The organism is Nocardia sp. NPDC087230 (genome assembly GCF_044744725.1).
Classification (GTDB): Bacteria; Actinomycetota; Actinomycetes; order Mycobacteriales; family Mycobacteriaceae; genus Nocardia; species Nocardia canadensis.
The window spans coordinates 249,637-274,955 of record NZ_JBIUYV010000001.1 but is presented as its reverse complement, the minus strand read 5'-3'; the positions used below and the strand labels follow the sequence as shown (position 1 = coordinate 274,955).

General features: G+C 70.1%; 32 protein-coding genes. 10 read left to right on the top strand and 22 right to left on the bottom strand.

The features are described from left to right. The first annotated feature begins 199 nt into the window (after positions 1–199). The 3 genes from menE (at position 200) to ACIO52_RS01450 (ending at position 3,222) form a co-directional block, all read left to right on the top strand. Positions 200–1,324: an o-succinylbenzoate--CoA ligase gene (gene menE / locus ACIO52_RS01460; RefSeq protein ID WP_218719683.1), complete on the top strand. Its 1,125-nt coding sequence runs from the start codon at positions 200–202 to the stop codon at positions 1,322–1,324. Positions 1,325–1,414: 90 nt separating this feature from the next. Further along, positions 1,415–2,401 (top strand): ATP-binding cassette domain-containing protein, encoded by a 987-nt coding sequence (locus ACIO52_RS01455; protein ID WP_402640675.1) that lies wholly within the window; start codon positions 1,415–1,417, stop codon positions 2,399–2,401. Further along, positions 2,398–3,222, top strand: coding sequence for an ABC transporter permease (locus ACIO52_RS01450; protein WP_218719588.1), 825 nt, complete (start codon positions 2,398–2,400; stop codon positions 3,220–3,222). Before ACIO52_RS01455 ends, ACIO52_RS01450 begins: the two co-directional genes overlap by 4 nt. A gap of 31 nt (positions 3,223–3,253) precedes the next feature. Here ACIO52_RS01450 and ACIO52_RS01445 read toward each other — a convergent pair whose 3' ends face one another. Continuing rightward, positions 3,254–6,886 carry an AfsR/SARP family transcriptional regulator gene (locus ACIO52_RS01445; RefSeq protein ID WP_402640671.1) on the bottom strand — a complete coding sequence of 1,211 codons (3,633 nt, stop codon included), beginning with the start codon at positions 6,884–6,886 and terminating at the stop codon, positions 3,254–3,256. Positions 6,887–7,006: 120 nt separating this feature from the next. Here ACIO52_RS01445 and ACIO52_RS01440 point away from each other — a divergent pair, with 120 nt between their 5' ends. Beyond that, complete coding sequence (locus tag ACIO52_RS01440; protein ID WP_218716648.1) at positions 7,007–7,465, top strand: SRPBCC family protein; 459 nt, start codon at positions 7,007–7,009, stop codon at positions 7,463–7,465. Positions 7,466–7,493: 28 nt separating this feature from the next. Further along, positions 7,494–8,363 carry a 1,4-dihydroxy-2-naphthoate polyprenyltransferase gene (locus tag ACIO52_RS01435; RefSeq protein ID WP_218716647.1) on the top strand — a complete coding sequence of 290 codons (870 nt, stop codon included), beginning with the start codon at positions 7,494–7,496 and terminating at the stop codon, positions 8,361–8,363. Here the strand turns inward: ACIO52_RS01435 and ACIO52_RS01430 are convergent. The 6 genes from ACIO52_RS01430 to ACIO52_RS01405 all read right to left on the bottom strand — a co-directional run bounded on the left by ACIO52_RS01430 (position 8,360) and on the right by ACIO52_RS01405 (position 11,662). Continuing rightward, the gene (locus tag ACIO52_RS01430; RefSeq protein ID WP_218716646.1) at positions 8,360–8,746 is read right to left on the bottom strand and encodes a phage holin family protein; all 387 of its coding nucleotides are present in this window, start codon (positions 8,744–8,746) and stop codon (positions 8,360–8,362) included. The two genes, ACIO52_RS01435 and ACIO52_RS01430, sit on opposite strands and share 4 nt — an antisense overlap. A 62-nt stretch (positions 8,747–8,808) precedes the next feature. Continuing rightward, a complete protein-coding gene (locus ACIO52_RS01425) occupies positions 8,809–9,384 on the bottom strand; it encodes a Clp protease N-terminal domain-containing protein (protein WP_402640667.1) in 576 nt (191 codons plus the stop codon). Next, positions 9,384–9,605, bottom strand: coding sequence for a helix-turn-helix domain-containing protein (locus tag ACIO52_RS01420; RefSeq protein ID WP_110039216.1), 222 nt, complete (start codon positions 9,603–9,605; stop codon positions 9,384–9,386). The genes ACIO52_RS01425 and ACIO52_RS01420 overlap by 1 nt, the downstream gene beginning before the upstream one ends. 54 nt (positions 9,606–9,659) lie before the next feature. After that, positions 9,660–10,202 (bottom strand): dihydrofolate reductase family protein, encoded by a 543-nt coding sequence (locus ACIO52_RS01415; RefSeq protein ID WP_402640663.1) that lies wholly within the window; start codon positions 10,200–10,202, stop codon positions 9,660–9,662. Positions 10,203–10,253: 51 nt separating this feature from the next. After that, a complete protein-coding gene (locus ACIO52_RS01410; protein WP_316576193.1) occupies positions 10,254–11,339 on the bottom strand; it encodes a PLP-dependent cysteine synthase family protein in 1,086 nt (361 codons plus the stop codon). Beyond that, positions 11,336–11,662 (bottom strand): DUF4229 domain-containing protein, encoded by a 327-nt coding sequence (locus ACIO52_RS01405; RefSeq protein ID WP_218716642.1) that lies wholly within the window; start codon positions 11,660–11,662, stop codon positions 11,336–11,338. Before ACIO52_RS01405 ends, ACIO52_RS01410 begins: the two co-directional genes overlap by 4 nt. A 219-nt stretch (positions 11,663–11,881) precedes the next feature. Here ACIO52_RS01405 and ACIO52_RS01400 point away from each other — a divergent pair, with 219 nt between their 5' ends. The 3 genes from ACIO52_RS01400 (at position 11,882) to ACIO52_RS01390 (ending at position 13,128) form a co-directional block, all read left to right on the top strand. After that, the gene (locus ACIO52_RS01400; protein WP_019049435.1) at positions 11,882–12,091 is read left to right on the top strand and encodes a BldC family transcriptional regulator; all 210 of its coding nucleotides are present in this window, start codon (positions 11,882–11,884) and stop codon (positions 12,089–12,091) included. 114 nt (positions 12,092–12,205) lie between these two features. Beyond that, positions 12,206–12,400 carry a hypothetical protein gene (locus tag ACIO52_RS01395; RefSeq protein ID WP_218716641.1) on the top strand — a complete coding sequence of 65 codons (195 nt, stop codon included), beginning with the start codon at positions 12,206–12,208 and terminating at the stop codon, positions 12,398–12,400. 71 nt (positions 12,401–12,471) lie between these two features. Beyond that, on the top strand, positions 12,472–13,128 hold the full coding sequence (locus tag ACIO52_RS01390) for a hypothetical protein (RefSeq protein ID WP_255586998.1): 657 nt from the start codon (positions 12,472–12,474) through the stop codon (positions 13,126–13,128). A gap of 68 nt (positions 13,129–13,196) precedes the next feature. Here the strand turns inward: ACIO52_RS01390 and ACIO52_RS01385 are convergent, their stop codons facing one another. The 9 genes from ACIO52_RS01385 to hemL all read right to left on the bottom strand — a co-directional run bounded on the left by ACIO52_RS01385 (position 13,197) and on the right by hemL (position 20,129). Beyond that, on the bottom strand, positions 13,197–13,373 hold the full coding sequence (locus tag ACIO52_RS01385) for a hypothetical protein (protein WP_316576194.1): 177 nt from the start codon (positions 13,371–13,373) through the stop codon (positions 13,197–13,199). Between the two features lie 278 nt (positions 13,374–13,651). Next, positions 13,652–13,795, bottom strand: a complete 144-nt coding sequence (locus tag ACIO52_RS01380; RefSeq protein ID WP_316576195.1) for a hypothetical protein — start codon at positions 13,793–13,795, stop codon at positions 13,652–13,654. Positions 13,796–13,823: 28 nt separating this feature from the next. After that, positions 13,824–14,789 carry a c-type cytochrome biogenesis protein CcsB gene (ccsB, locus tag ACIO52_RS01375; protein ID WP_402640656.1) on the bottom strand — a complete coding sequence of 322 codons (966 nt, stop codon included), beginning with the start codon at positions 14,787–14,789 and terminating at the stop codon, positions 13,824–13,826. Then, complete coding sequence (locus ACIO52_RS01370; protein ID WP_218716637.1) at positions 14,789–16,423, bottom strand: cytochrome c biogenesis protein ResB; 1,635 nt, start codon at positions 16,421–16,423, stop codon at positions 14,789–14,791. The genes ccsB and ACIO52_RS01370 overlap by 1 nt, the downstream gene beginning before the upstream one ends. Beyond that, positions 16,423–17,235, bottom strand: coding sequence for a cytochrome c biogenesis CcdA family protein (locus ACIO52_RS01365; protein ID WP_402640651.1), 813 nt, complete (start codon positions 17,233–17,235; stop codon positions 16,423–16,425). The genes ACIO52_RS01370 and ACIO52_RS01365 overlap by 1 nt, the downstream gene beginning before the upstream one ends. Next, on the bottom strand, positions 17,235–17,402 hold the full coding sequence (locus tag ACIO52_RS01360) for a hypothetical protein (RefSeq protein ID WP_218716635.1): 168 nt from the start codon (positions 17,400–17,402) through the stop codon (positions 17,235–17,237). Before ACIO52_RS01360 ends, ACIO52_RS01365 begins: the two co-directional genes overlap by 1 nt. Before the next feature lie 56 nt (positions 17,403–17,458). Next, the gene (locus ACIO52_RS01355) at positions 17,459–18,100 is read right to left on the bottom strand and encodes a TlpA disulfide reductase family protein (protein WP_218716634.1); all 642 of its coding nucleotides are present in this window, start codon (positions 18,098–18,100) and stop codon (positions 17,459–17,461) included. Beyond that, positions 18,097–18,834 carry a histidine phosphatase family protein gene (locus ACIO52_RS01350; protein ID WP_402640647.1) on the bottom strand — a complete coding sequence of 246 codons (738 nt, stop codon included), beginning with the start codon at positions 18,832–18,834 and terminating at the stop codon, positions 18,097–18,099. The genes ACIO52_RS01355 and ACIO52_RS01350 overlap by 4 nt, the downstream gene beginning before the upstream one ends. Beyond that, positions 18,831–20,129 (bottom strand): glutamate-1-semialdehyde 2,1-aminomutase, encoded by a 1,299-nt coding sequence (gene hemL, locus ACIO52_RS01345; protein WP_402642122.1) that lies wholly within the window; start codon positions 20,127–20,129, stop codon positions 18,831–18,833. The genes ACIO52_RS01350 and hemL overlap by 4 nt, the downstream gene beginning before the upstream one ends. Before the next feature lie 253 nt (positions 20,130–20,382). Between hemL and ACIO52_RS01340 the strand changes: the two genes are divergently transcribed. Next, positions 20,383–20,790: a hypothetical protein gene (locus ACIO52_RS01340; protein ID WP_218716633.1), complete on the top strand. Its 408-nt coding sequence runs from the start codon at positions 20,383–20,385 to the stop codon at positions 20,788–20,790. Here the strand turns inward: ACIO52_RS01340 and ACIO52_RS01335 are convergent. The 6 genes from ACIO52_RS01335 to ACIO52_RS01310 form a co-directional block, all read right to left on the bottom strand. Beyond that, the gene (locus tag ACIO52_RS01335; protein ID WP_316576199.1) at positions 20,787–21,008 is read right to left on the bottom strand and encodes a hypothetical protein; all 222 of its coding nucleotides are present in this window, start codon (positions 21,006–21,008) and stop codon (positions 20,787–20,789) included. The two genes, ACIO52_RS01340 and ACIO52_RS01335, sit on opposite strands and share 4 nt — an antisense overlap. 83 nt (positions 21,009–21,091) lie before the next feature. Then, entirely contained in the window at positions 21,092–21,361 is a 270-nt protein-coding gene (locus ACIO52_RS01330; protein WP_218716631.1) for a hypothetical protein, read from the bottom strand. Continuing rightward, a complete protein-coding gene (locus tag ACIO52_RS01325) occupies positions 21,358–21,798 on the bottom strand; it encodes a hypothetical protein (RefSeq protein ID WP_218716630.1) in 441 nt (146 codons plus the stop codon). The genes ACIO52_RS01330 and ACIO52_RS01325 overlap by 4 nt, the downstream gene beginning before the upstream one ends. A gap of 278 nt (positions 21,799–22,076) precedes the next feature. After that, positions 22,077–22,589: a hypothetical protein gene (locus ACIO52_RS01320; RefSeq protein WP_308248371.1), complete on the bottom strand. Its 513-nt coding sequence runs from the start codon at positions 22,587–22,589 to the stop codon at positions 22,077–22,079. Then, entirely contained in the window at positions 22,586–23,563 is a 978-nt protein-coding gene (gene hemB, locus ACIO52_RS01315) for a porphobilinogen synthase (RefSeq protein ID WP_218716629.1), read from the bottom strand. Before hemB ends, ACIO52_RS01320 begins: the two co-directional genes overlap by 4 nt. Before the next feature lie 42 nt (positions 23,564–23,605). After that, on the bottom strand, positions 23,606–24,784 hold the full coding sequence (locus tag ACIO52_RS01310; RefSeq protein ID WP_402640642.1) for a serine hydrolase domain-containing protein: 1,179 nt from the start codon (positions 24,782–24,784) through the stop codon (positions 23,606–23,608). A gap of 222 nt (positions 24,785–25,006) precedes the next feature. On the opposite strand from ACIO52_RS01310, the gene ACIO52_RS01305 reads away from it, so the two are divergent. After that, complete coding sequence (locus tag ACIO52_RS01305) at positions 25,007–25,291, top strand: hypothetical protein (RefSeq protein WP_218716627.1); 285 nt, start codon at positions 25,007–25,009, stop codon at positions 25,289–25,291. Positions 25,292–25,319: the final 28 nt, after the last annotated feature.

Genomic DNA, 25,319 nt, shown 5'->3' with positions numbered 1-25,319 from the left:
TGCCTGCCTTTTGGCTCACCAATTCCCGGCAAACCGACCCGTTGGCCGGGTCTCGGCCGCCGCATGACACGATCGAAGCCGTGAGGGAGCGCAGCAAGCTGTATCCGGAGGTGGTGGGCATGAGGGAGCGCGCACCGCGCAGGCCACAGCCGAGCGCCGGTGAGGGTGTGGCGTGAGCAGAACCCTGCGGACGCTGCAGATGCCGACCGGTTCCGGTGTCGGCGAAGTGCTTCCCCACCTGCGCCAGGCCCTCGACGGCAACGGCCCGGCCTGGCTGCCGATCCCGACCACCGACCGCCGCGAGGCGCGCAGGCTCTCCGACGCGCTCAAGCCCGGCGATCCGATCGACGACGATGTCGCCCTGGTGGTGACCACCTCGGGCACCACCGGCATCCCCAAGGGCGCCCTGCTGGGCGCCGAAGCCCTGCGGGCCAGCGGTAACGCCACCCACGAGCGGCTCGGCGGACCGGGCAGCTGGTTGCTGGCCCTGCCGACCCACCACATCGCGGGCATCCAGGTGCTGCTGCGCAGCATCCTGGCGGGCACCGAGCCGACTGTGCTGGACGTGTCGGGCGGTTTCCTGCCCGAGGCGCTCGCCGGCGCGGTGGCCGCGATGCGCGGGCCGCGCCGCTACACCGCGCTGGTGCCGACGCAGCTGATCAAGTCGCTGGATTCGCCGGTGGCCGCCAAGGCGCTGGCCGAACTCGACGGCGTGCTGGTCGGCGGGGCGGCGACACCGCTGCCGGTCTACGAACGCGCGCGCGAGGCGGGCATCACCGTCGTGCGGACCTACGGCATGAGCGAGACCTGCGGCGGCTGCGTCTACGAGGGCGTACCGCTCGACGGCACCGAGGTGCGGATCGAGGACGGCCGGGTGCTGCTCGGCGGCGCGATGATCGCCCGCGGCTACCGCAACCTGCCCGACCACCCCGCCTTCGCCGAACCCGGCTGGTTCCGCACCGAGGACGCGGGCACCTACACCGACGGCGTGCTCTCGATCAGCGGCCGCCTCGACGAGGCGATCATGACCGGCGGGCTGCTGGTGATCCCGCAGGTGGTGGAGGCTGTGCTGGCCAACCATCCCGGGATCAGGGAGTGCATCGTGCTCGGCCTGCCCGACGAGCGGCTGGGTCAGCGGGTCGCGGTGGCGATCGTGCCGGTGCCCGGCGCCGCGCCGACCCTGGACGAGATCCGCGCCCACGTGGTCGCCGAACTCGATTCCATCGCCGCTCCGCGCGAGCTGGCCGTGCTGACCGAGATCCCGCTGCGCGGCCCCGGCAAGCCCGATCGCGCGGCCCTGCGCGAACACCTGCTGGCTCTCTGACCGGCGTGCTGTAGACCCCTCGAGGTTGTGCCAGGAGGTCGACAGCGCCGCGCAAGGGCCGTGCAAGGCGGGCCGGGCACCGTAGGTCCCATGACTTACACACCCACTTCAGCCCTCGCCGTCGAGGCGGACGGTCTGGTCAAGGTGTTCGGCAAGCAGCGTGCCGTGGACGGGGTGAGCCTGGCGGTGCCGCGCGGCTCGGTCTACGGGGTGCTCGGACCGAACGGCGCGGGCAAGACGACGACCATCAAGATGCTCGCCACGCTGCTGCGTCCCCACGGCGGCAGCGCGCGGATCTTCGGCCACGACGTTGTCGAACGGCCCAACGCGGTCCGCTCGCTGATCGGCGTCACCGGCCAGTACGCCTCGGTCGACGAGGAGCTCTCCGCCACCGAGAACCTGATCATCTTCGCCCGCCTGCTCGGCCTGAGCAGGCCCGACGCCCGTCGTCGCGCCGTCGAGCTGCTCGCCGAGTTCGACCTCGCCGAGGCGGCGAACAAGCCGCTCAAGAACTTCTCCGGCGGCATGCGCAGGCGCCTGGATCTCGCGGCCAGCCTGATCTCCACCCCGCCGCTGCTGTTCCTCGACGAACCGACCACCGGCCTCGATCCGCGCACCCGCGCGCAGATGTGGGACACCATCCGCAGGCTGGTCACCGAGGGCGCGACCGTGCTGCTGACCACCCAGTACCTCGACGAGGCCGACCAGCTGGCCGACCGGATCGCCGTGATCGACCACGGCCGGGTGATCGCCGACGGCACCGCCGACGAGCTCAAGGCCTCCATCGGCGGCTCCTCGGTGCATCTGACGCTGCTCGATCGCGGGCAGCTCGAGGAAGCCCGGCGCATCGTCGGCGACTTCCTCGGCGTCGCCGCCCAGATCAGCCCGGAGGCGGGCCGGCTCACCGCGCCGCTGCCCGATCCGAACCTCACCGCCGACCTGCTGATCCGCCTGCGCGACTGGGAGATCGGCGTCGAGGAGATCACCGTCTCCAAGCCGACCCTCGACGAGGTCTTCCTCACCATCACCGGCCACCCGGCCGACGAATCCGACGACACCGAACGGAGCGCGGCATGACCGCAGTTCTCACCGCTCCCGTACCCGCCACCGACGTCACGCAGGTCAGCGACCGGGTGGGCCTGCGCGAGACGATCTCCACCTCGTTCACCATGGCCTATCGCGGCCTGCTCAAGATCAAGCACAATCCCGAGCAGCTCTTCGACGTGACGGTGCAGCCGATCCTGTTCACCGCGCTGTTCACCTACATCTTCGGCGGCGCGATCTCGGGCAGCGTCGACAACTACCTGCCCGTGCTGATCCCCGGCATCCTCGTCCAGACGGTGGTGCTCACCTCGGTGGTCACCGGCACCCAGCTGCGCGAGGACATGGACAAGGGCGTCTTCGACCGCTTCAAATCCCTGCCCATCGCCCGGGTTTCGGCCCTGGCCGGGGCACTGCTGGCCGATATGGTGCGCTACGGCATCGCCTCCACGCTGACGATCATCGTCGGCCTGTGTCTGGGCTACCGGCCCGGCGGCGGCTTCGCCGGTGTCGTCGCGGCCTGCCTGGTGGTCGTGGTCTGCTCGTTCGCGATCAGCTGGGTGTGGGCGCTGGTCGGCGTCACCGGCAAGAGTGCCGCCTCCGTGCAGGGCATCTCGATGATGGTGATGTTCCCGCTGACCTTCATGTCCGGCGCCTTCGCCCCGGTGAGCACCATGCCGGGCTGGATGCAGGCGATCAACCACGCCAACCCGGTGTACTACATGGTCAACACCTGCCGGGACCTGATGAACGCCAACATCTACAGCAGTGACCTGGTCTGGTCGCTGGTCGGTTCGCTCGTGGTCATCGCGGTATTCGCGCCGCTGACCGTGCGCGCCTACATGCGCCGGGCCTGACTCCCGCACTACCGCAACGGCATCCGATCCGTCAGGGTCGGATGCCGTCGGCGTATCCGTCGAGGTGCGCGACGATCTCGATGATGCGGGTGGCCGCGGCGAGGCGACGCACCCCCGCCGCCGCGCGCTCGGCCCCGGCCAGCGCGTCCGCGCCCACCCGCTCCCGGTGCAGGGCGCGATGGCGGGCCAGCTCCATCGACGGATAGTCCTGTCGGGCCGCCGAAGCCGCCGCGAGCGTGAGCAGTTCGAGTCCTTCGGGTCGGGCGGGATCGGTCGCCAGCAGGTAGGAGCCGAGCGCGCAGCCGACCGCGCCGATCTGCGGCAGGTCGAGATACTGCGAGAGTCTGCGCTCGGTGGTCGCGACGATCTGGGCGACCAGATCTGCGGCCGCCGCGGCCCGGTCGTGCAGGACGTGGGCGCTGACCGCCGCCGCCGACACCATCATCGCGCCGGGCCCGGGACTGAGCTCGAAATCGGGCCAGCCCAGCAGATCCAGGGCCCGGCGATAGTGCCGGAGTCCGGCATCGATGTCACCGTCGGCCAGTTCCAGTTCGGCCACCGCGGTCGCGACCGTCGAGAGCCGGTGGTTGCGGCGGATGGTGGGGTCGTCGACCTGGCCGAGCCCGGAATCCTCGGAGCCGAGCACGAAGTCGATCTCCGCGCGGGCCTGCTCGCGCTGTCCGGCGCCGATCAGGACGGCCGACAGGAAGCACCGGCCCTCCAGGATCTCGTCGTCGACCCGCAGGCGGCTCATCTGCCCCAGCGCCTGCCGGTAGTAGGTGGCCGCCTCGGCGTACCGCGCGGATTGGCCGCACAGCTGGGCCAGATGCTGGCTCATCATCGCCGCGCCCCAGATGTCCTGCGAGGCCAGTTCGTCCAGCGCGCGCAGCGCGTCGCGGGTCGAGCCCGCCACATTGCCCGCGTTCTCCCAGAAGTTGGCGCGGGCGGCCAGCGCGGCCACCCGGGCGCTGCGCTCCGGCGAGTGGGCGCCGTCGGCGAGCAGTCGCCCCAGACGGAAAGTCTGGGGGCGCACCGTGATCAGCCCCCCGAGCAATCGCAGGCCCGGATCGAGCCCCGGGTGGCGCAGCAGTCTGCGGGCCCGCAGCCGGGCCCGGGCGACCGGACGCGCGTCACCGCCGTTGTGGAACATCAGGTGCAGACAGGTGAGCATGTGCGTGACCATCTGGAGGTCGGCGGCCACCCCGGTGACCGGCTCCGGCGGCGTGACCGCGACCAGCCGCACCGCCCAGCCGATGAACTCCAGATGCGCGCCCCGCATCACCCACAGCGTCGCGACCACCGGGAACACGGTGTAGACCGTGTCGGCGTCGGCGTGCGCGGTGGCCGTGCGCAGGACCGCGACCAGGTTGTCGAGCTCGGCGGTCACCGCGAGCACCACCGGCACCTGATCGACAGCGGTGTAGTCGGCGACGGCGCCGAGCACGAAGTCCCGCGCCCACCCGGCCATCCGATCGCGGACCAGCGCGGTTTCCGCGCCGCCGGTCGCGGCGTCGACGGCGGCCATCTGCTCGGCGCCGAACTCGCGCACGGTCTCGAGCATGCGATACCGGATACCGGTGCCGTCGGGGTCGTCGAGCACGGTGAGCAGCGACTGCCCGACCAGGCCGTCGACCGCGGCGGCGACCTCGGCGACCTCGGGCCCGGCCGCGACGACCTCGGCCGCCGACAGGGTGAACCCGCCCGGGAACCGCGACAGCCTGCGCAGCACGATCTGCTGATCGAGGTCGAGCAGATTCCAGCTCCACGCGATCACCGCGTGCAGCGTGCGATGCCGCAGCGGCGCGGCCCGATCACCGCTGCGCAGCAGGGCGAAACGATGCTCGAGCCTGGATTCGATCTCGGCGACGCTCATCGTGCGCACCCGGGCCGCGGCCAGCTCGATCGCCAGCGGCAGACCGTCCAGGGTGCGGCACAGCCGGGCCACGATCTCCGGGTCGAGCCGGACGTCGGGGCGCACCGCCCGCGCTCGCGCCGTGAACAGATCCGTCGCGGGTGAGCCCGCCGCGTCGATCGCCAACGGTGCCAGCGGATAGACGGATTCGGCGGTGATCGCCAGTGGCGAGCGGCTGGTGGTCAGGACGGTGAGCTGGGCGCAGCTGCCGACCAGGTCGGCGACCACCTCGGCGGCCGCCTCGATCACGTGCTCGCAGTTGTCCAGGATCAGCAGGGTCGGGCGGGCGGCGAGCGCGTCGCGCAGTCGAGCGCGCTGGTCGACCTGCCGTCCCAGGCGCAGACCGCCCGGCTCCCGCATCACCTCACCCAGGCCCATGACGTGCCCGATCGCCGCTTCGATGTCGACCAGGGCCTGCGGGCCCGCCGACTCGGCCTGCACCGGGGCCAGCTCGACCAGCACCACCGGCACGGTGCCGGTGAGTCGTTCGCCGACCGCGTTCGCCACGCGGGTCTTGCCGGTGCCGCCGGGGCCGAGCACGGTCGTCACCCGCGACCGGCGCACCAGATCGGTGATCGCGTCGAGATCGGCCGCGCGACCGAGTAGTTCGTTGGGGGCGGCGCGCAGGCCGAGGGAGGTGGGCGGGAGGGTGCGCGGTTGGCCGTTGGATCGGTCCGGGGCGCCCGCGCCGCCGGGTTGTCCGACCGCGGGTGTGTCCCAGCCGCTGTTCGCCGCCGACCACCCGTCCCGGCTCGGCGGCTCGGTCGCGCCCGGGGTCCTCGTCCGCGCTGCGAGGTCGTCGGTGATCGCGGCGCCGACCGTCGCGCGGTCGTCCCCGTTCGCGCTCCGATTCGCCGGTGGTGAACCGGCGACCGCGCGTTCGGAGGTGTCGGTCGAGGCGTCCGCGTGATCCGGGCCCCGCTCGGTGCGGCGACGGCTGGCGCCCGGAAGCTCGATCGGATCGCCACGCAACACGGCGGTATTGAGCGCGACCAGGGTCGGACCGGGGTCGGCGCCGAGTTCCTCGATCAGCCGCAGGCGGTAGGCGGCGAAGATTTCGAGGGCGTCGCTGGTGCGTCCCGCGGCGGCGAGCAGGCGGATGAGGGTGGTGTGGGCGGGCTCGTCGAGGGGGTGGGCGGCCGCGTCGGCGGCGGCCAGCGGGATGGCGGCGGGAAAGTCACCGCGCTGGGTGTGCGCGGTCAGCTCGGCGCGATCGAGGTCGCGGCGCAGCTGGTCGGCGGCGGTCCGCAGGTCGTCGGCCGGGCCGGATTCGGGCAGGTCGGCGCCCGGTTCGCCGCGCCACAGGGCGCGGGCGGCGGCGATCGTGGCCAGGCCGGCGGTGGTCTCGCCGGTCGCGAGGAGGTCTTCGGCGCGACGGACCAGGACGGCGGCCGCGGTCAGGTCGACACTGTCGGCGGGCAGGGTCAACCGGTAGCCGGCGGGGCCGATCTCCAGCGCGCCGTCGGGCAGCAGCGCCCGCAATCGCGAGACCTGTGTGTGCAGGGCGTTCATCGGCGCGCGGGGCGGCTGGTCGCCCCAGACCTCGTCGACCAGCGACTGCGCGCTGCGGGCCCGGCCGGGGCGCACGGCCAGGGCGGCCAGCAGCAACCGCGCCCGCGCGCCGGGCAGCGCGAGCAAGGTCGCGTCGTCGCGGCGGATCGCGATCACGCCGAGCACCCCCACGACGATGGGGGACGCGGCCACCGCGACGGTGGGAGGCGGCCCGTCGGGGCCGAGATGCTGTGCAGACATGCCGCAAGTCATCGTAGGCGAGCGCGACGACGAGCCGGCGTTCCCTGCGGGACCGCCCCGGGCGCGACACCACGCCCGCACGCCGCGGAATTGTCGGTAGCCCGGCTTAGGCTGACCCGCATGGGCGACTTCGAGGTGACCCGGCGCACGACCATTGCCGCCGAACCCGCACGCATCCACGGTTTCATCGATGATTTCCGCCAGTGGCGACTGTGGTCGCCATGGGAGGACGCCGATCCGCAGCTCGCACGCACCTACACCGGCCCCGAGTCCGGTGTCGGGGCCCGCTACACCTGGCGCGGCAACCGTAAGGCCGGCGCGGGCGCGATGGAGATCAAGGCCGACGCCGCGCACGAGATCGGCATCGAGCTGGCGTTCGAGAAGCCGTTCAAGGCCACCAACTTCGTCACCTTCACCCTCACGCCGCGCGGCGCCGCCACCGAGGTGACCTGGCGGATGACCGGCACCCACTCCGGGCTGATGGGCGTGCTCGGCAAGGTCTTCCCGATCGACAACATGATCGGCAAGGACTTCGACAAGGGACTGGCCCGGCTCAAGACCATCGCCGAATCCGCCTAGTACACCGGCCGGGGCTAGGCTTCGATCCATGGCTACAGCAGCGGAATGGATCGAGGGCGCCCGGCCGCGGACGCTGCCGAACGCGATCGCGCCGGTACTCGCCGGCACCGGCGCGGCCGCGTCGATCGGCGGGGCCGTCTGGTGGAAAGCGATACTGGCGCTGCTGGTTTCGCTGGCGCTGATCGTCGGCGTGAACTACGCCAACGACTACTCCGACGGCATCCGCGGCACCGATGACGTGCGGGTCGGTCCGCTGCGGCTGGTCGGCTCGAAACTGGCCTCCCCCACCGCCGTCCGCAATGCCGCGATCCTCAGCCTGGCGATCGGCGCGGTCGCTGGTCTGGTGCTGGCCGTGACGACCGCCTGGTGGCTGGTCGTACTCGGCGCCGTCTGTCTGGCCGGCGCCTGGTTCTACACCGGCGGCAGCAAGCCCTACGGCTACAGCGGTTTCGGTGAGATCGCCGTGTTCGTGTTCTTCGGCCTGATCGCGGTGCTGGGCACCCAGTACGTGCAGGCGCTGCGCGTGGACTGGGTGGGACTGCTGCTGGCGATCGGCGTCGGCGCGTTCTCCAGCGCGGTGCTGGTCGCCAACAATCTGCGCGACATCCCCACCGACACCGAGGCCGGGAAAGTCACCCTCGCGGTGAAACTCGGCGACGCGCGCACCCGCACGCTGCACCTGATGCTGCTGGTCGCGCCGTTCGTGATCAGCCTGGCCCTGGTGGCCCGCACCCCGTGGGCACTGGCCGGACTGCTGGCGTTGCCGCTGGCGATCCGTGCCAATGCCCCGGTGCGCACCGGCAAGGGTGGGCTGGAACTGATTCCCGCCCTGCGCGATTCCGGGCTGGCGCTGCTGGTCTGGTCGGCACTGAGCGCGCTGGCCGTCGGACTCGGTTAGTCGTCGCCGTCCGGGACGAGGATGCCGAGCGCCCAGTTGACCAGCGAGATGATCACACCGCCCCAGAACGCCGCCCAGAAACCGTCGACCCGCAGACCGTAGTCGGACAGTTCGGTGATCTTCGCGGTGAGCCAGAGCATGCCCGCGTTCACCAGCAGCAGGAACAGGCCGAGCGTGAGGATCACGAACGGCAGGGACAGGAGCTTCACGATCGGCTTGATGACGGCGTTCACCGCGGTGAACACCGCCGCGACGATCAGGATCACCAGGGCTTTGCCCCAGTTCCCCGAATCGGCCGGGACCAGGATGTCGATCTTGTCGATCCACGCCGCCGCGGCCCAGATGGCAATGGCGTTGATGACCAATCGAATGGCTAGCTGCATAGAGCCATGCTAGGCCCGGAAACGGACATTGCGGCGGGTCTGACACACACCCGACGCAGAATTCACGCTGCGCGGTCGAGCATTCCGTAGACGTCGGCACGCAAGTCGGCGGCCCCGTCGCGGCCGCCGAGCAGGTCGGTGGTGGCCGGGTCGGCGCCGCGAAGGATCCCGAGCAGCAGGTAGGCGGTGGAGATCTCGCGCTCCCTGCGGTGGATCGCCTCGCGCAGAGCGAGTTCGAGCGACTTCTTGGCCGGCCCGGCGAACGGGATGTGCCCGGCGCCCAGCAACCGGCCGAAGACGCCGCGACGGACCTCGGGTTCGGCCCGGTCCCAGGCCTCGGGGCCGAAGTTCTCGGTGACGCTGGCCCGCACGGCGTCGAGGTCGATGCCGATCGAGCGCAGGGCTTCGGCGTCGTCGGCGCCCAGCGGCGGCGCGCTCGTCCGGGCGGCGAGAGCGGTGCGCACCCCGTCGGCGGTGATGCCCCGCGCGTCGAGCACCGCCCGCAGGCCCGGCTCGGCGTGGGCGATCACACCGAGCAACACATGCTCGGGTCCGATCTGCGTCGCGCCCAGGTCCTTGGCGTCGTCCTGGGCGCTCACTACCGCCACCCTGGCCTGTCGGCTGAACTTCTCGAACATCAGCGGGTACCGCCCTTCCGGTTGTGTTTCTGATGCACCGCCTGCTTGCTGACCTCGAGCGCTTCGGCAATCGCCTGCCACGACCAGCCGTTGGCCCTGGCATTGGCCACCTGGATGGCTTCGAGCCGGTCGGCCAGCCTGCGCAGGGCGAGTACCGCGCGCAGGCCGACCGCCGGATCGGGATTGCCCGCCGCCGAGGCGAGCGTTGTTGCATCGGTCATGTCGTCAATTTTGATTGACGATCCACGCGGTGTCAACAAAAATTGACAACACGGTCAGCTCACCCGGTACACCAGCTTCGCGAACTGGCCCAGCTGGGCGACCTCGACCAGCCGCAGCCGATCGGAGAGCAGGCGGCGCGGCAGCAACGGGGCGCCGCCGCCGAGGGTCACCGGCGCGACGCCGACGACCACCTCGTCGAGCAGTCCGGCATCGGCGAACTGGCCGGCGAGATCGCCGCCGCCGATGATCCAGATGTCGCGGCTCGCGGCGGCATCGACCATCTGCGCGTGCACCGCCCCGACCTCGCCCGCGACGAAACGGATGTTCGCACCGGGGAGTTCGGGCAGCTCACGATGGGTGAACACCCAGGTCGGGCGGTCACCGTAGTTCTCGTGCCAGTCCTCGGGCGGATTGTTCGTCACCATCCACTCGTAGGTCGTCGAGCCGAGGCACAGCGCGCCGACGCCGAGCACGAAGTCGCTGACGTCGCCGAGCGCGGTGTCGGCATCGGGGACGGCCATCAGCCAATCCAGCGAGTTGTCGGGATCGGCGATGTAACCGTCGAGGCTGGTAGCGGTGTAGTAGCGGGTCGTCATGGACACTGATCCTGACAGTGAAACCTGACACCTCCGGTCAGGTTTCACGGATCAGCCGTGCCAGCGCCCCGTGGCGGCGAATTCGGTGAGGACGGCGGTGGGTCCGGCCAGGTCGAGATTCTGGGCGTCGAGCCAGGCGTCGTCGAAATAGGTACCGGCGTAGCGGTCGCCGCCGTCGCACAGCAGCGTCACCACGCTGCCGGTACGGCCCGCGGCGAGCAGCTCCGATACCAGGTGGAAGGCACCCCACAGGTTCGTCCCGGTCGAACCACCGACCCGCCTGCCCAGCACCGTGCTGGCGTGGCGCGCCGTGGCGACCGAGGCCGCGTCCGGAACCAGGATCATCCGGTCGACGACCTGCCCGATGAAGGACGGCTCGACCCGCGGCCTGCCGATGCCCTCGATCCGCGACGGCATCCCGGTCTCGTAGCCCGCGTCACCGGTCTCGTAGCCACCGAAGAACGCCGAATGCTCGGGGTCGACCACGGCCAGCCTGGTCGCGTGCCTGCGATAACGGATGTAGCGGCCGATCGTGGCGCTGGTGCCGCCGGTGCCCGCGCCGACCACGATCCACTCCGGGATCGGATTGGTCTCCAGCGCCAGCTGCTGGAAGATGGATTCGGCGATGTTGTTGTTGCCGCGCCAGTCGGTCGCGCGCTCGGCATGGGTGAACTGGTCCATGAAATGCCCGCCGGTCTCGGCGGCCAGGCGCTTGGCCTCGGTGTACATCTCCGGCGCCCGCTCGACGAAATGACATCGCCCGCCCTGGGCTTCGATCAGCGCGATCTTCTGCGGCGACGTACTCGCCGGCATCACCGCGACGAAATCCAGGCCGAGCAGCTTCGCGAAGTAGGCCTCGCTGACCGCCGTCGACCCCGACGACGCCTCCACCACCGTGGTGCCCTCGGTGACCCAGCCGTTGCAGATCGCGTACAGGAACAGCGAGCGCGCCAGCCGGTGCTTGAGGCTGCCGGTGATGTGGGTGGACTCGTCCTTGAGGTACAGCTGCACCGGCCAGGCGGCAGGCAGCGGATACCGCAGCAGGTGGGTGTCGGCCGAGCGCTGGGAGTCGGCGTCGATCAGCCGGACGGCGTTGTCGACCCAGTCACGCGGGGCGCTGCGGTCGAGGTATTTCACGCGGCCGACCCGTCGTCGTCACCTCGCAACCGGGCCCGCAGCTGCGCCTTGTCCTGGCGGCGGCGCGCGTCGACGACGGCGATGTCCTCGTTGACCTTCGTGCGCAGCTTCTTGAAGAGGGTGAGCGAGAGCGGCATCGCGACGATCAGCGCGAACAGCGCGGCCACGATGATCGGCACCTCGACGCCGATGAGCTTGGCGACGCCGATGATCACCGCGGCGATCAGCACGACGAGCCCGAGCCGGGCCAGCGTGTAGAGGGCCAGATTGCGGACCAGCCGCTTCCCCGCGCCAGAACCTTGCTGACCAGTTGCTTCACTCACGCCACCAGCTTATGCGCGCCGCCGGTGAAGCCGTCAACAGACCCGCGCACGGCCGAAGGCGGGCCCGACCCCACGACGGCCAGGCTCGGCGCAGCCCCGTTCGCGGCTTTTGTCTATTACTTCCCCTTTACCAACAGTAGGTGGTTCGACTACGTGGGGGTCGCAGTGCGACGATGACGCCATCTGATGAGGGAACTGTCGAGAACGGAGAGGTTAGCTATGACTGCGATCACCGTCGGCGGCCAGGACACTCTGCTGACACCAGGCCAAGTAGCCGCAATGTTCCACGTAGACCCCAAGACCGTCACCCGGTGGGCCCATGCGGGCAGGCTCGGTTCGCTGCGCACGCCGGGCGGGCATCGCCGATTCCGCGAGTCCGAGGTTCTGCAGTTGCTGAAATCGCTCACCACCGAGGCAGCACCCCGCTGACCCGACCGGCCGACGCGAGTCCACCCGGGCTCGCGTTTGCCGGGAATTTCCCTTCCGTTACGGATGTGCACACGGCGCGGACACGGCTACCCTCGATAGCAGGAGGTGAGCGACGTGACGTACGTGTTGGCACTCATCGCGATCGTGGCCGTCGCGGTGTTGTGCTGGAAGGCGTTCGGCCCCGAGAAGGCAGGACCGAGTTCCGGCCCACCGTCGCGGCGACCGATTCTCGGCCCCGACGACGACCCGGAATTCCTCTGGCGCCTCGGCAAGCAGCACCGCGACGATTCCGGCCAGTCCGACCTGTAGTTCGCGCGCGCGTGAGCTTACCCACATACCCCCGATGCACCGCGAAAAACCCGGGTAGATAACGTATTCCGGTGATCGATGTGCAGCAGAGTTCCATTCCGACCACTTGGCGCGCGGCCGACGGCAGCGCCGTGACGTTCACCGAGGCACGGTCGGCGTGGACTCGCGCCGCACACGAGGTCCTCGCCGACACCGCGACCAGGTTCAACAACTTCATCGTCAACACCGAGTTGGCGGAGCTGGTCCAGGAGGAATCCGGGATCCGCACGCAGGTGAAGTGGCAGCACTGGCTGCCCGTCGTGCTGGACAAGGTCGCCGAGCACTGTCACAAGAACAACGAGCCGCCGCTGAGCGCGCTGTGCGTGCGCAAGAACCAGACCGTGGGCACCGGCTACCGCTACATCCTCGAACTCGCGGGCCTGCCCATCCCCGACGACCTCGAGATGCACGCCGCCGCGGCCCGCTGGCAGTGCTACCAGCACTACGCCACCGATCTCCCCGCCGACGGCGGCCTCCCCACCCTCCCCCCGAAGGTCGCGGCCCTGCGCCAGCAGACCTCCCAGGACCTCGCCGCCGCCGAAGCGGCCGAAGCCGCCGCCAAGCCCAAGCGCACCTCGACGTCCTCACGCCGTAGCGTCACCGTCCCCAAGCCGGAACCGGTCCGCAAGCCCGTCTGCCTCAACTGCCACGTCGAACTCCCGGCCAACAAGATCTGCTACTACTGCTGATCGGCGATCACCCGAACGATGCCCGGACGCTCATCTGAGCGTCCGGGCATCGTCGTCTCCGATCACCGCTACACGGCTTGGACGGTCACCCGGTAGCCGATGGTGATCTCTTTGCCGATATGCGCGGCACCGCCGAGGTAGAGCCATCTGGCGGTACCACCGGCGCGTGGATCAGGGAGGTATGTCGCACGGACGTATTCGACTCCCGACGGGAACCCACTCGCGGGAGCAGACGCCGTGCTCATCCACCACCCTTCAGCCCACACTCGCGGTTCGGGCGCGCCCGCGGGCACCGGTGGGACGTCCGGGAGGAAACCACCGAACTCGTCAGCCGCAGCCCGGGCAGACTGAAAGAACCTCCCCGTCATGACGAGTCGCACAATACCGCTGTAGATCGTGCAGGTCGCCGTGAGCTGCAACGGCGGAGCAGGTTGCGCGGAGAACTCCAGGGCCATGCGCCGACTGTACGGACGAGCCGACCAGACGGCGTCAGTTCCCCATCGGCGACCTCGGGGTACTCGATTCAGCCGACCGCGAGTGACGGCGTGATGTCAAAGACCGTGGCTACGCACTGCCAGAACAGCGGCGCCACTTCCGCCACCGGTGCCACCGTGCTGCTGGGGTGGGTGTCCGAGAAGCACTCGATCACCACGGTTCCGTCGGCCACCGGAACCAGCGATCCGGGGGGCGAAGAGTCAGTTCAACCCGGCGTAGCTGTGCAACCCGCTGATCACCATGTTGATGATGAAGAGGTTGAACAGCATCGCGACGAAGCCGGCGATGTTGATCCAGGCGGCCTTGGTGTCGCGCCAGCCGGAGGTGGCTCGGGCGTGGAGGTAGGCGGCGTAGAGGACCCAGGCGATGAAGGAGCAGGTTTCCTTGGGGTCCCAGCCCCAGAAGCGGCCCCAGGCGGCTTCGGCCCAGATGGCGCCGAGGATGACGCCGGCGCCGAAGAGGGGGAAGCCGATGATGGTGGTCTTGTAGGCGAGCTGGTCGAGGGTGCGGGCGTCGGGGAGGCGGCGGGCGATGGTGCCGAAGATCGAGTTCGACTCCGCGCCCGCGGGCTGGCGCATGCGGTAGAGGTAGAGCAGGCTGGCGACGCCGGAGACCAGGAAGACGCCGCTGCCGATGCTGACGATGGTGACGTGGATCGGCAGCCAGAACGAACGCAGCGCGGGGACGACGGGCGCGGCGTCGGCGTAGAGGACGGTGCCGGCCAGGAACATCAGGATCAGCACGGGGACCAGCAGGAAGACCCACATGGACCGGTAACGCTGGTCACGCAGGAAGTACAGGCCGATCACCACGGCGGCCGCGGTGGCCATGGTGGTGAACTCGTACATGTTGCCGAGCGGGAAGCGGTGGGTGGCGAAGCCGCGCAGCACGATCGAGCCGACGTGCAGCAGCGCGCCGACGAGCAGTACCGCGAACGCCATGTTGCCGAGGCGCTCGGAGGTCGGCTTGGCGGCCGGGGTCTCGATCCGGCCGGGCATTGACGGGTCGACGGGCGCGCCCGCGGTGACCAGCTCGCGCTCCGCGACCTTGTTGGCGCGCGCCGAGGCGTACTGCACCAGCAACAGCACCAGCGCCAGGGCGTAGATCGCCATGGCCGACATGAAGGCGAAGTCGCTGTAGCGCGCCACCGTTTCGTCGATCGGCATCAGTTCTCCGTTTCCGCGTCCAGTACCCGCGCGCGCAGCCGGTCGAATTCGCCGCCCCAGCCCGCCTGATCGCTTCTGGCCAGACCGCCCATTTCTACTACGGTCCGTCGTTGATCCACGGTACCTGCCCCGCTCTCGGCGGGGTACGCCCGGATCCAGATTCGGCGCCGCTTGACCAGCAGCGACACCAGCAGGCCCGCCATCATCGTCAGCGCGCTCACCAGCACCCATTGCTGGGCCGGATCGTGCGAGACCTGGAGGTTCACGAATTCCTTCGCGCCGTCGAAGGTCACCTTCGCGCCGCTGGGCAGCGTGGTCGACTCGCCCGGTCGCAGGTTGACCCGCGCCTCTTTGGTGAGCCGACCCTGCTTGATCATCTCCGGATCCAGCGAGAACAGCGACTGCGAGCGGCCGGTGTCCAGGCCGGTGTTGCCGCGGTAGATGTCGACGGCGACGGCCGGATCGTCCATCGTCGGAAACGACGAGGTGAGCAGGCTGCCGTGGAACAGCGCCGTCGGGGCGAACAGGCCCTCGATGGCGATCTGGTTCTGCCGGCGCTCCTCGTCGGTGGCGTACATGCCGCCGGGCGGGTCGATCCGCAGGACGCCGCTGGACAGGAAGGTCCTGGCGTCGTCGGGGCGCCACTGGATGGTCTCGGTGCGGGTCTGCCCGTTCGGGAAGGTGACGGTGAACGTCGGCGCGAAACCGTGACCCTGCAGGTAGACGCGGTCACCGGCGACGCGCAGCGGATGGTTCACCCGCAGCTCGGTGGAGCGCCAGGTATCGGTGCTCAGGTCTTCGCCCGCCTGGTACTCGACGTTCGAGGTGAACATCTCGGCCTGGCCGGTGGGCAGGTAGTCGGCCTTGAAGTCCTTGACCCGCACGCACAGCGGGGTCATCCCGGTGCCGTCGTTGACATTGCCCGCGCGGAAGGAGTCGAACACCGCGGGCGAGGTGGTGCAGAAGCCGGCGCCGTTGTCGGCGATCACGATGACGTTGCCCTCGTAACCGAACAGCTTGCCCAGCGCGATCGAGGCGAGCAGCCCCACCAGCGACAGGTGGAAGACCAGGTTGCCGAACTCGCGCAGGTAGCCCTTCTCGGCCGACAGTGTGACCTCGCCGTCGCGCTTGCCCGGCCGCACCTCGGTGCGCCAGCCGCGCAGCTGCCCACGCGCCTGCTCGACGACGGCGTCGGCGTCGCGGTCGACGGTCTCGCTGAAGTGGTGCGGCAGCCGGCCCAGATTGCGCGGCGTCGGCACCGGCGGGGTGCGCAAGGCCCGGTAGTGGTCCCAGCAGCGCGGCAGGATGCAGCCGACCAGCGAGATGAACAGCAGCACGTAGATGGCGGTGAACCAGAAGCTGCCGAACACGTCGAACAGCTCGAACCGGTCCATCCACGGACCCAGCGTCGGCCGGTCGGCGATGTACTGCTCGACCTTCTGCGTGTTCAGGCTGCGCTGGGGCAGCAAGGCGCCGGGAATGGCGGCCAGGGCCAGCAGGAACAGCAGCACCAGGGCGGTGCGCATGCTGGTGAGGCCGCGCCAGGTATTGCGGACCAGGGCCCAGGCACGGCCGGGCAGGGACTGCCGGACGGGCGGGTTGGGGGTGGTCGGCGGAGTCAGTGTGTCAGTCATCAGATCGGGAGAGTCACCTCGGAGACGAACCCGTCACGCACCCAGCCGACGAACTGATCCCATGCCCCCGTGACCAGCGCGACGCCGACGGCGACGAGCAGAACACCCCCGATTACCTGAATGGTGCGCGAGTTGCGCCGCAACCATCCCACCCCACGCAGCGCGCCGGCCGACCCGAACGCCAGCACGACGAACGGCAGCCCGAGCCCGAGGCAGTACGCCACGATCAGCACGACACCGCGCGCCGCGGTCGTGCCCTCGGTGCCCGCGGACACCGCCATCACGCCCGACAGTGTCGGCCCGAGGCACGGCGTCCAGCCCAGCGCGAACACCCCGCCCAGCAGGGGCGCGCCGACGATGCTGGTGAACCTGCGCGGTTCCATCCTGGTGTCGCGCTGGAGCGCGGGCACCAGGCCGATGAAGACCAGACCCATCAGAATGGTCACCACACCGCCGATGCGCTGCAGCAACTCCCGGTTGACGTTGAGGGTCTGGATCACGCCGAACACGGTGGCCGTGGCCAGCACGAATACCACCGTGAACCCGGCGACGAACAGTCCGGCGGCACCGGCCACCCGCAGCTTGGCGCTACGGCGCTGCGCGGTGAGCGTGCCCGCCTGCGCGGCACTGGCCGGTGGCGCCTCGGCGCCGACCAGCCCGGCCAGATAGGACAGGTACCCCGGCACCAACGGCACGACACACGGTGAAGCGAACGACACCAGGCCCGCGAGCAGGCAGGCACCCAACGCCAACAGCAACGGACCCGATGCCGCCGTCTGCTGGAAGGAATCCCCGACTGCGGCGAGCACCATCACTCGCTGGTGTCCTCGTCACGCTGCTCGTCGCGGGGCAACGACAGGGTGCGCTCGGTTTCGGCCGGTTCGACCGGGCCGAAATCGAACAGGCCCGCGCCGGCGACGCTGCGCGGGACGGTCGCGATGCCCGCCCAACGATCGTCGACGGTCCACCCCGCTCCCATGCGGCGCGCGCCCTGACGGGGGCGACACGCGGTCAGATTTCCGGGACGACGACGGCTCACTGCTTCTCCTCGGCGGCGATGCGCTCGACCACGGGCTGCAGATCTTCTGCCAATAGCGAGCGAAGGAAGACCGCGGCGACCCGGTGCTGACGATCCAGGATCAACGTGGTCGGAATGACACTGGTGGGAAAGTTTCCGCCGAGCGCGAGCAAGGTTCGCATCGACGGGTCGTAGATGGACGGGTATTCGATCTTGTTGTCCACTACGAAGTCCTGGGCTTTGTCCCGCTGGTGATCGCGGACATTGATGCCCAGGAACGCGACGCCCTTGTCCTTGGTCGCCGCGAAGACCTTTTCGAGCGCGGGCGACTCGGCGCGGCACGGGCCACACCACTGTCCCCACAGATTCACGACCACGATCTGGTTCGGGAAATCGTCGACCGAGACGGTCTTTCCCTCGTTCATCAGATCGGGCCCCGAGAGCTTGCCGATCGTTCCGCGCGTCGCGGGCGGATCGTAGTAGATATCGGTTCTACCACCGGGCGAGACGAATTCGAAGGTGCCGCCCCCGGTGGCCACCGCATCGGTACCTGTCGAACAGCCGGCGGCCGCGACGATCACGAACAGCGCGGACAGGACGGCAGTGATCGCCCGCAGCCGGTGGCTGCGGGCGGGGACCGACGCGGTGGAGCGTGTCATGCGCCGTGAACCGAAGGGTCGGAGGCGCCCGCTGGTTCGGAGTACACGATGTCCACCAGGGTATCCCCGTGGTAGACCAGCGAGGTCAGCGAGGCGAGCGAGCACTGCCGGTTGCGCGGGTCGTGCCACAGACGCTGGCCCTGCAGGAACCGGCGCAGCGTCCACACGGGCAGCTGATGCGAGACCAGCACCACCTCGTGACCGGCGCCCTCGACGCGGGCCTTGTTGACCGCGGCCAGCATGCGATGCGCGATCTGCAGATACGGCTCGCCCCAGGACGGGGTGAACGGGTCGCGCAGCTTCCACCAGTGCCGGGGCTTGCGCAGCGCGCCGTCGCCGACGGACACCCGCAGGCCCTCGAAGGTGTTGCCCGCCTCGATCAGGTTCTCGTCGGTGCGCACGATGATGTCGTGGGCGGCCGCGATCGGGGCCGCCGTCTCCTGGGCGCGTTGCAGCGGGGAGGCGATCACCAGGGAGACGTCGTGGTCGGCCAGCGAGCGCGCGACGGCCCCGGCCTGCGATCGGCCGGTCACCGAGAGGCTGAAGCCGGGCAGGCGACCGTAGAGGATGCCGTTCGGATTGTGCACCTCGCCGTGGCGCAGCACGTGGACGATGGTTTCCACCGTCGCGGGGTCGTCGTCGAGGCCGGGCGGCGCGGCGGCGGGCGCGGGATGCGGCGCCTCGTCACCGTCGACCGGAGTGGTGAATTCTGCGTCGGGCTGGTCGGAGCTCACGCTGGGGATCCTTCGGGGGTTGCGGCCGCGGCCGCGAGGGCGGCGGCGGGCAGAGCGGCGGCGATACGGTCGAACGCGTCCTCGTCGAGCGCCGCGGAGACGAACCATGCCTCGAACGCGCTCGGCGGCGCGTACACGCCCGCGTCGAGCAGAGCGTGGAAGAAGGCTGGGTAACGCCAGGTCTGGCTCGCCTTGGCGGCGGCGTAGTCGGTCACCGGGCGGTCGGCGAAGAACACGCTCACCATATTGCCTGCGAACTGCACTTGATGCTCGACCCCGGCCTCGGTCAGGGCTTTCGCGAACAGACCGCCGAGCCGATCGGCGTTGCGATCCAGGGCCGCGTACACCTCGGCGTCGGCGGCGCGCAGCGTCGCCAGGCCGGCCGCGACGGCGACGGGGTTACCGGAGAGCGTGCCCGCCTGATAGACCGGGCCGAGCGGAGCGAGGTTGTTCATGATCTCGGCGCGACCGCCGAACGCGGCGGCGGGCAGGCCGCCGCTCATCACCTTGCCGAAGGTGTAGAGGTCACCGGCGACGCCCTCGCGGCCGTACCAGCCCGCGGCACTGACCCGGAAGCCGGTCATGACCTCGTCCATGATCAGCAGCGCGCCGTTGTCGTGCGCCAGGGTGCGCAGGCCCTCGTTGAAGCCGGGCAGCGGCGCGACCGCGCCCATGTTGCCCGCGGCGGCCTCGGTGATGACGCACGCGATCCGGCCCGGGTTGGCCTCGAACGCGGCAGCGACGGCGGTCAGGTCGTTATAGGGCAGCACGATGGTGTCGGCGGCCTGGGCGCCGGTGACGCCGGGTGAGGTCGGCAGCCCGAGCGTGGCGACGCCCGAGCCCGCGTCGGCCAGCAGCGCGTCGACGTGGCCGTGGTAGCAGCCGGCGAACTTGATGATCTTGGACCGGCCGGTGAAGCCGCGGGCCAGCCGCACCGCGCTCATGGTGGCCTCGGTGCCGGAGTTGACCAACCGGACCCGCTCGACCGGCTCGACCCGCGCGGCGATGGCCTCGGCCAGTTCGATCTCGGCCTCGGTGGGCGCGCCGAACGACAGTCCGCCGGTGGCGGCCCGCTGCACCGCTTCGACGACGGCGGGGTGCGCGTGGCCCAGGATCATCGGACCCCAGGAGCAGACCAGATCGACGTATTCGTTGCCGTCGGCGTCGACGAGGGTGTAGCCGTTCGCCGAGACGATGAACCGCGGAGTTCCGCCGACCGAATTGAACGCACGGACCGGGGAATTGACCCCACCCGGGATCACCGAAGCGGCCCGCTCGAAGAGCTGAGCGGACATCGGTACCTGCGACGGACTGGCCTCGGCCGCGCGCGGAGAAGAACTCACGGATTCCAGTCTCTCAGCTCGCCTCGGCGCGCCGGACGACAGGGTGGAGCACAGTGACCCAGACCGCAGCGACCCACCGGCGACACGCCCGACACGCCGCCCCTGCGCGGAGATCATTTGGATCCGGGTGCGCTGGCCTGCGGCTACGCTGCGGGCTGCTCGAGCACCGAGCGGTAGACATCAGCTATCAGCGGAAGGGTGTTTCATGCGTTTCGGCGTCACCAGCACTGCACTGTGTTTCCCGCGGGCTGCCCTGTGTACGGGGTTCGTCGCGGCCGGAGTGGTCCTCGGCGCGGGCACGGCCACCGCCTTCGCACCGCAGGTCCACCCGGATCGGATCGGCGCCCAGCTCGACCACGAGGAGACCGTCGCGCTCGGCGCGGGTCCGGTCCCGGCGCTCACCGCGATGTTCGTCCCGGCCAACCGGATCGGCGCGGGCCTGCACGGGGACACCACGCTCTACCGCGACGCCGACGGCGGCATCCGCGCCACCCTGCGCCAGGTGGTGACGGAGGCGGCGAGTCATCCCGACGGCACCGTCACCGTGTTCCTGAACGCGCCGGGCACGCGCGGAGGCCGCGTCGTCGACGTCTACCAGCAGTGGGCCGGTTAGGTGTACATGCAGGGGACGTCGGCCGAGATCGTGTGCAGCTGGCACATGATGCCGTTGTAGATGCCGCTCGAGCCGGTCTCCGGGGCGAAGCCACCGGCGGCCGGCTCGGCGACCATGGGGGTCAGGGGCAGGCCTGCGGCCTGGGCGGGTGCCGCTGCCAGGGCGATCGCCGCCACGGCCGCGGCGGCCGTACAGAATCCCGCGGTGAGCTTGGTCATCGGTGGTCCTCCATGTTGCCCGCCGAGGCGAGCGGTCGAGATATGTCCCGAACCCCAACGCGCGCATCGGGATTCGGCTTCACTCAAGACATCGGTTCGACGGACCGCAGTGCTACAGATCGGGTCGCGATCCGGGCGACGGCGTCGATCACCAGCAGCCCCGCGACGATGACCAGCGCGCTGGCGAGCAGCAGCAGCGGCGGCACATAGCGGACGGCCTCGAACCCCGGATGCTCGTCGGAGGTGACGAAGCCGGTCACCCGTCGTGCGTGGCGCCAGCTGTAGACCGCTCCGGCCAGGCAGATCACGGCGAGGCCGAGCTCGAACAGCGCCGTGGCGATCCAGCGTTTCATCCTTGCGATCCTGCCAGGGCCGAGCCCAGCGCGGCGCGCAGCCCGGCGTGGTCGATCGCCCACGCCTGCACGATCCGGCCGTCCACCAGGCGCAACCCGATGCCGCGACGGCGCCGGGGCACGCCGCTGAGCGCGCCGAGCGCCCGGCCTTCGGCGGCGTCGTCGTCATCGGTGGGCAGCACGGCGGCGATCTCGGTCAGCGGCACGGACTCGACGCCCTGATGCAGGGTGGTGCCGGTCAGTTCGACACGGGCGTGGGTGCGGCCGGCGATCACCTGGAGCACCGTGAAACCACCGATGGCGACGGCGCAGAAACCGAGGGCGAACCCGTGCAGCGTGCTGCCCGCGAGCCACTCCACCAGCAGGATCACCGCGCACAACAGCGGGCCGTAGGCGATCGCGCGCCAGCGCGCGCCGGGCTCGGAGAACAACACCATGGGAGGACCGCGGCGCCGAGGGCGCCGGTGGATCAGCCGACCAGACTCGGCAACAGAATCAGTGCGATGGTGACGACGGCCAGCAGGACCATCAAGCCGATGACCAACAGGTCGCGTCGCAGGCGGTGCTGCTGCTCGATCACCACGCGCATCATTGCCTCCGAATCCCCCGGACTTCTACCGGTCACATCACTGGGATTACCCCAAATCCCTGTGATCATGCTCACCATACACTGTGGCGTGTCAGTGACCAAAGACGTCGGGGTTCAACCTGGCGTTCACCGGCGGTTCAGCTGGAAGTACCTGGTCGATTCCGGACGGTAACTCAGGTACGCCGCGCCGACCGCCAGCACGCCCTGCACGATCGCGGTGCCGCCGGCGACCATCGTGGCCACCGAGGTGTCCCCGGAGAAGGCGAACATGGTGGCGATCGCACCCATCCCCAGCCAGACCGCGACGACGGTGAGTACCGTGCGCGCCCAGGACTTGCCCCGGCCGAGCTGCTGCGCGATCAGTACGGTCACCCCGGCGAGCACCAGCCCGACGATCGCGGTCAGTACGAAGGCTGCCAGCACCATCACATCGACCGTGGACGCGGGGAAATTCGGGTCGCTCTTGTGCATCTCGTCGAGGAACTGCTTGCTCAGCTCGTCGCGCTGCCCGGTCATGGTGACGATTCCGGCGCCGGTGTAGACGACCCCGAGCCCGGACACGGCCCACCACAGCTGGCGTGCGGTGCCGACATCCTCGGGCATCGGGAGGGACTCGGGTTTGTGCGGTGGAACGATCACGACAGCCAGTGTGCAGCCTCGGTCGCCCAATAGGTGAGCACGATGTCGGCGCCCGCCCGCCGGATACCGATCAACGACTCCAGGACCGAGGCCCTGCGGTCGATCCAGCCGCGCTCGGCGGCGGCGGTGATCATCGCGTACTCGCCCGAGATCTGGTAAGCGGCGACCGGGACGGTGGAGCGGTCGGCCACATCGCGCAGGATGTCGAGGTAGGACATCGCCGGCTTCACCATCACGATGTCGGCGCCCTCGGCGAGGTCGAGCTCGAGTTCGCGCAGCGACTCGCGGCGGTTGGCCGGGTCCTGCTGGTAGGTGCGGCGATCGCCTTCCAGCGACGAACCGACGGCCTCGCGGAACGGGCCGTAGAAAGCGGAGGCGTACTTCGCCGCGTAGGCCAGGATGGCGGTGTCGGTGCGCCCGACCGCATCCAGACCGCGCCGGATCGCGCCCACCTGGCCGTCCATCATCCCGCTGGTGCCGAGCAGATCGGCGCCCGCCTCGGCCTGCGCGAGCGCCATCTCGACGTAGCGGTGCAGGGTGGCGTCGTTGTCGACCGCGCCGTCGGAACCGATGACGCCACAGTGGCCGTGATCGGTGAACTCGTCCAGACAGGTGTCGGCCATGACGACGGTCGCGTCGCCGACCTCCTCGGCCAGTGCGCGCAGACCGCGGTTGAGGATGCCGTTCGGATCGCTGGCCTGACTGCCGGTGGCGTCCTTGTCCTCGGGCAGCGGCACGCCGAACAGCATCAGGCCACCGACCCCCGCGGTCACCGCTTCGACCGACGCCTTGCGCAGCGAGTCCAGCGAGTGCTGATACACGCCGGGCATCGAACTGATCTCGCGCGGTTCGTCGATGCCGTCGGCGACGAACATCGGCAGCACCAGCTGACGCGGCTCGAGCGTGGTCTCGGCGACGAGCCGACGCAATGCGGGTGTCCTGCGCAACCGCCGCGGGCGGTCGAAAGCGGTCATAGACCGCAGAATACGCCTGGGCGAGCAGGCCCGCGACGGCGCCTACGCGGCGTCGCCTGCGCGGGCCACCTCGCCCAAGATCGACTCGAACGTGGCAAACACCGGGAGCGGTCCGGCCGAGTTCCACGTCTGGTTGGTGAGCAGGATTCCGGTCACCGCGCCGTCGGTGGACCAGGTGGAGCCGAGGCCGCCGGACCATCCGTAGGAGCCCGCGCGCGGGCCGTCGGGCAGGTCGCTGAGCTGCACACCGACGCCGTAGCCCCAGCCCGCGCTGCCGTCCGGGTTCGGACCGCCGCGCGCGAGCTGCGCGGCGGTCAAGTGGTCGCGCGTCATCGTCGCCACCGCCGCCTCGGACAGGATCCGGGTGCCGTCGAGGACGCCGCCGTCGCGCAACATGCGGGCGAACCGGTGATAGTCGGCGAGGGTGGAGACGAGTCCGTCGCCACCCCCCTCGAACACGGGCGGCGTGCTCCACTGACCGTCGACCGGATCGAAGACCACGCGCGCGCCGTCGCGGTCGGCGTAGTGCGGGCCGAAGCGGTCGAGCTTGTCGGCGGGGACGGAGAAGCCCCTGTCCACCATGCCGAGCGGACGCAGGACCCGCTCGGCCAGGAAATCCGAGAACGGCCTGCCGGCGGCCCTGCCGACCAGGAAACCGAGGATCGGCGCGCCGACGTGATAGAGCCAGCGCTCCCCCGGCTGATATTGCAGCGGCAGCGTGCCGAGCCGGGCGAGCCAGGTGTCCGGTCCCGGCAACCGCGCGGGCGTCGGCGGACCCCAGCCGAGGCCGAGCTCACTCCAGGCCGCGTCGAACGGCTTGGGCGAGAAGTCGGCGAAGTCCATGCCCCAGCCGAGCCGGAAGGTGAGCAGGTCGTCGACGGTGATCGGGCGCCGGGCCGCGACGGTGTCGGTGATCTCGGCGGCGGGATGCGCCAGCACGCGGCGGTCGGCGAGTTCGGGCAGCAGTCGATCGACGGGCTCGGCCGGGTCGAGCAGGCCGTCGTCGATCAGGATCGAGGCCGCGACCGCGGTGAGCGGTTTGGTCATCGAGGAGATGCGGAAGATCGTGTCGGCGCGCACCGGCGCCGCGCGCGACTCGTCGACGTGCCCCGCCGTCCCGGTCGACACCGCGTCACCGACCGCGACCAGCCAGGCGAGGCCGAGCAGTTCACCCTGCTCGACATGCACGCCGAGACGTTCGCCGATCCCGTCCACCGTCATCGCGTCTCCTCCCGTGACATCGGAGCCCACTAGACCACACGGGTCCGACAGCCGCCCGGCGACAGGCCGCCACGAACGTGTGGATAACATCGAATCGCACTGGAGCTCAATGGCTTCCGCGAGAGATCGACGAAACTTGTCGGACCCTCTCGCTACAATCGAAAGCGTGTTCGAGGGTTCCCGACGATCGGGGGCGGGACCCATTCGCGACGGGAGGACGCCATGAACGCCATTGCCGCAGCACCGAAGTCCACGTTCATCACCGCGCCGTACGTACCGCTGGAGAAGAAGCGCCTGCCCGCGGGCAGGCCGCGCCGCTGGTACGTGGCGCACAACCGCAGGCTCAAGGCCATGCGGCTGACGATCGCGCTGCTGGATTCCGGTGTGTACCTGCCGAATCAGGCGACCAACGACACGATCCGGCGCACCGCCGAGCAGATCGAGCTGCGCCCGCCGTCGGATGCCACCTGTCGGCTGGTGCGCACCCTGCTGCGCTACAGCCGATGATTTTGATACGCCGAAGGCCCGCCACGGT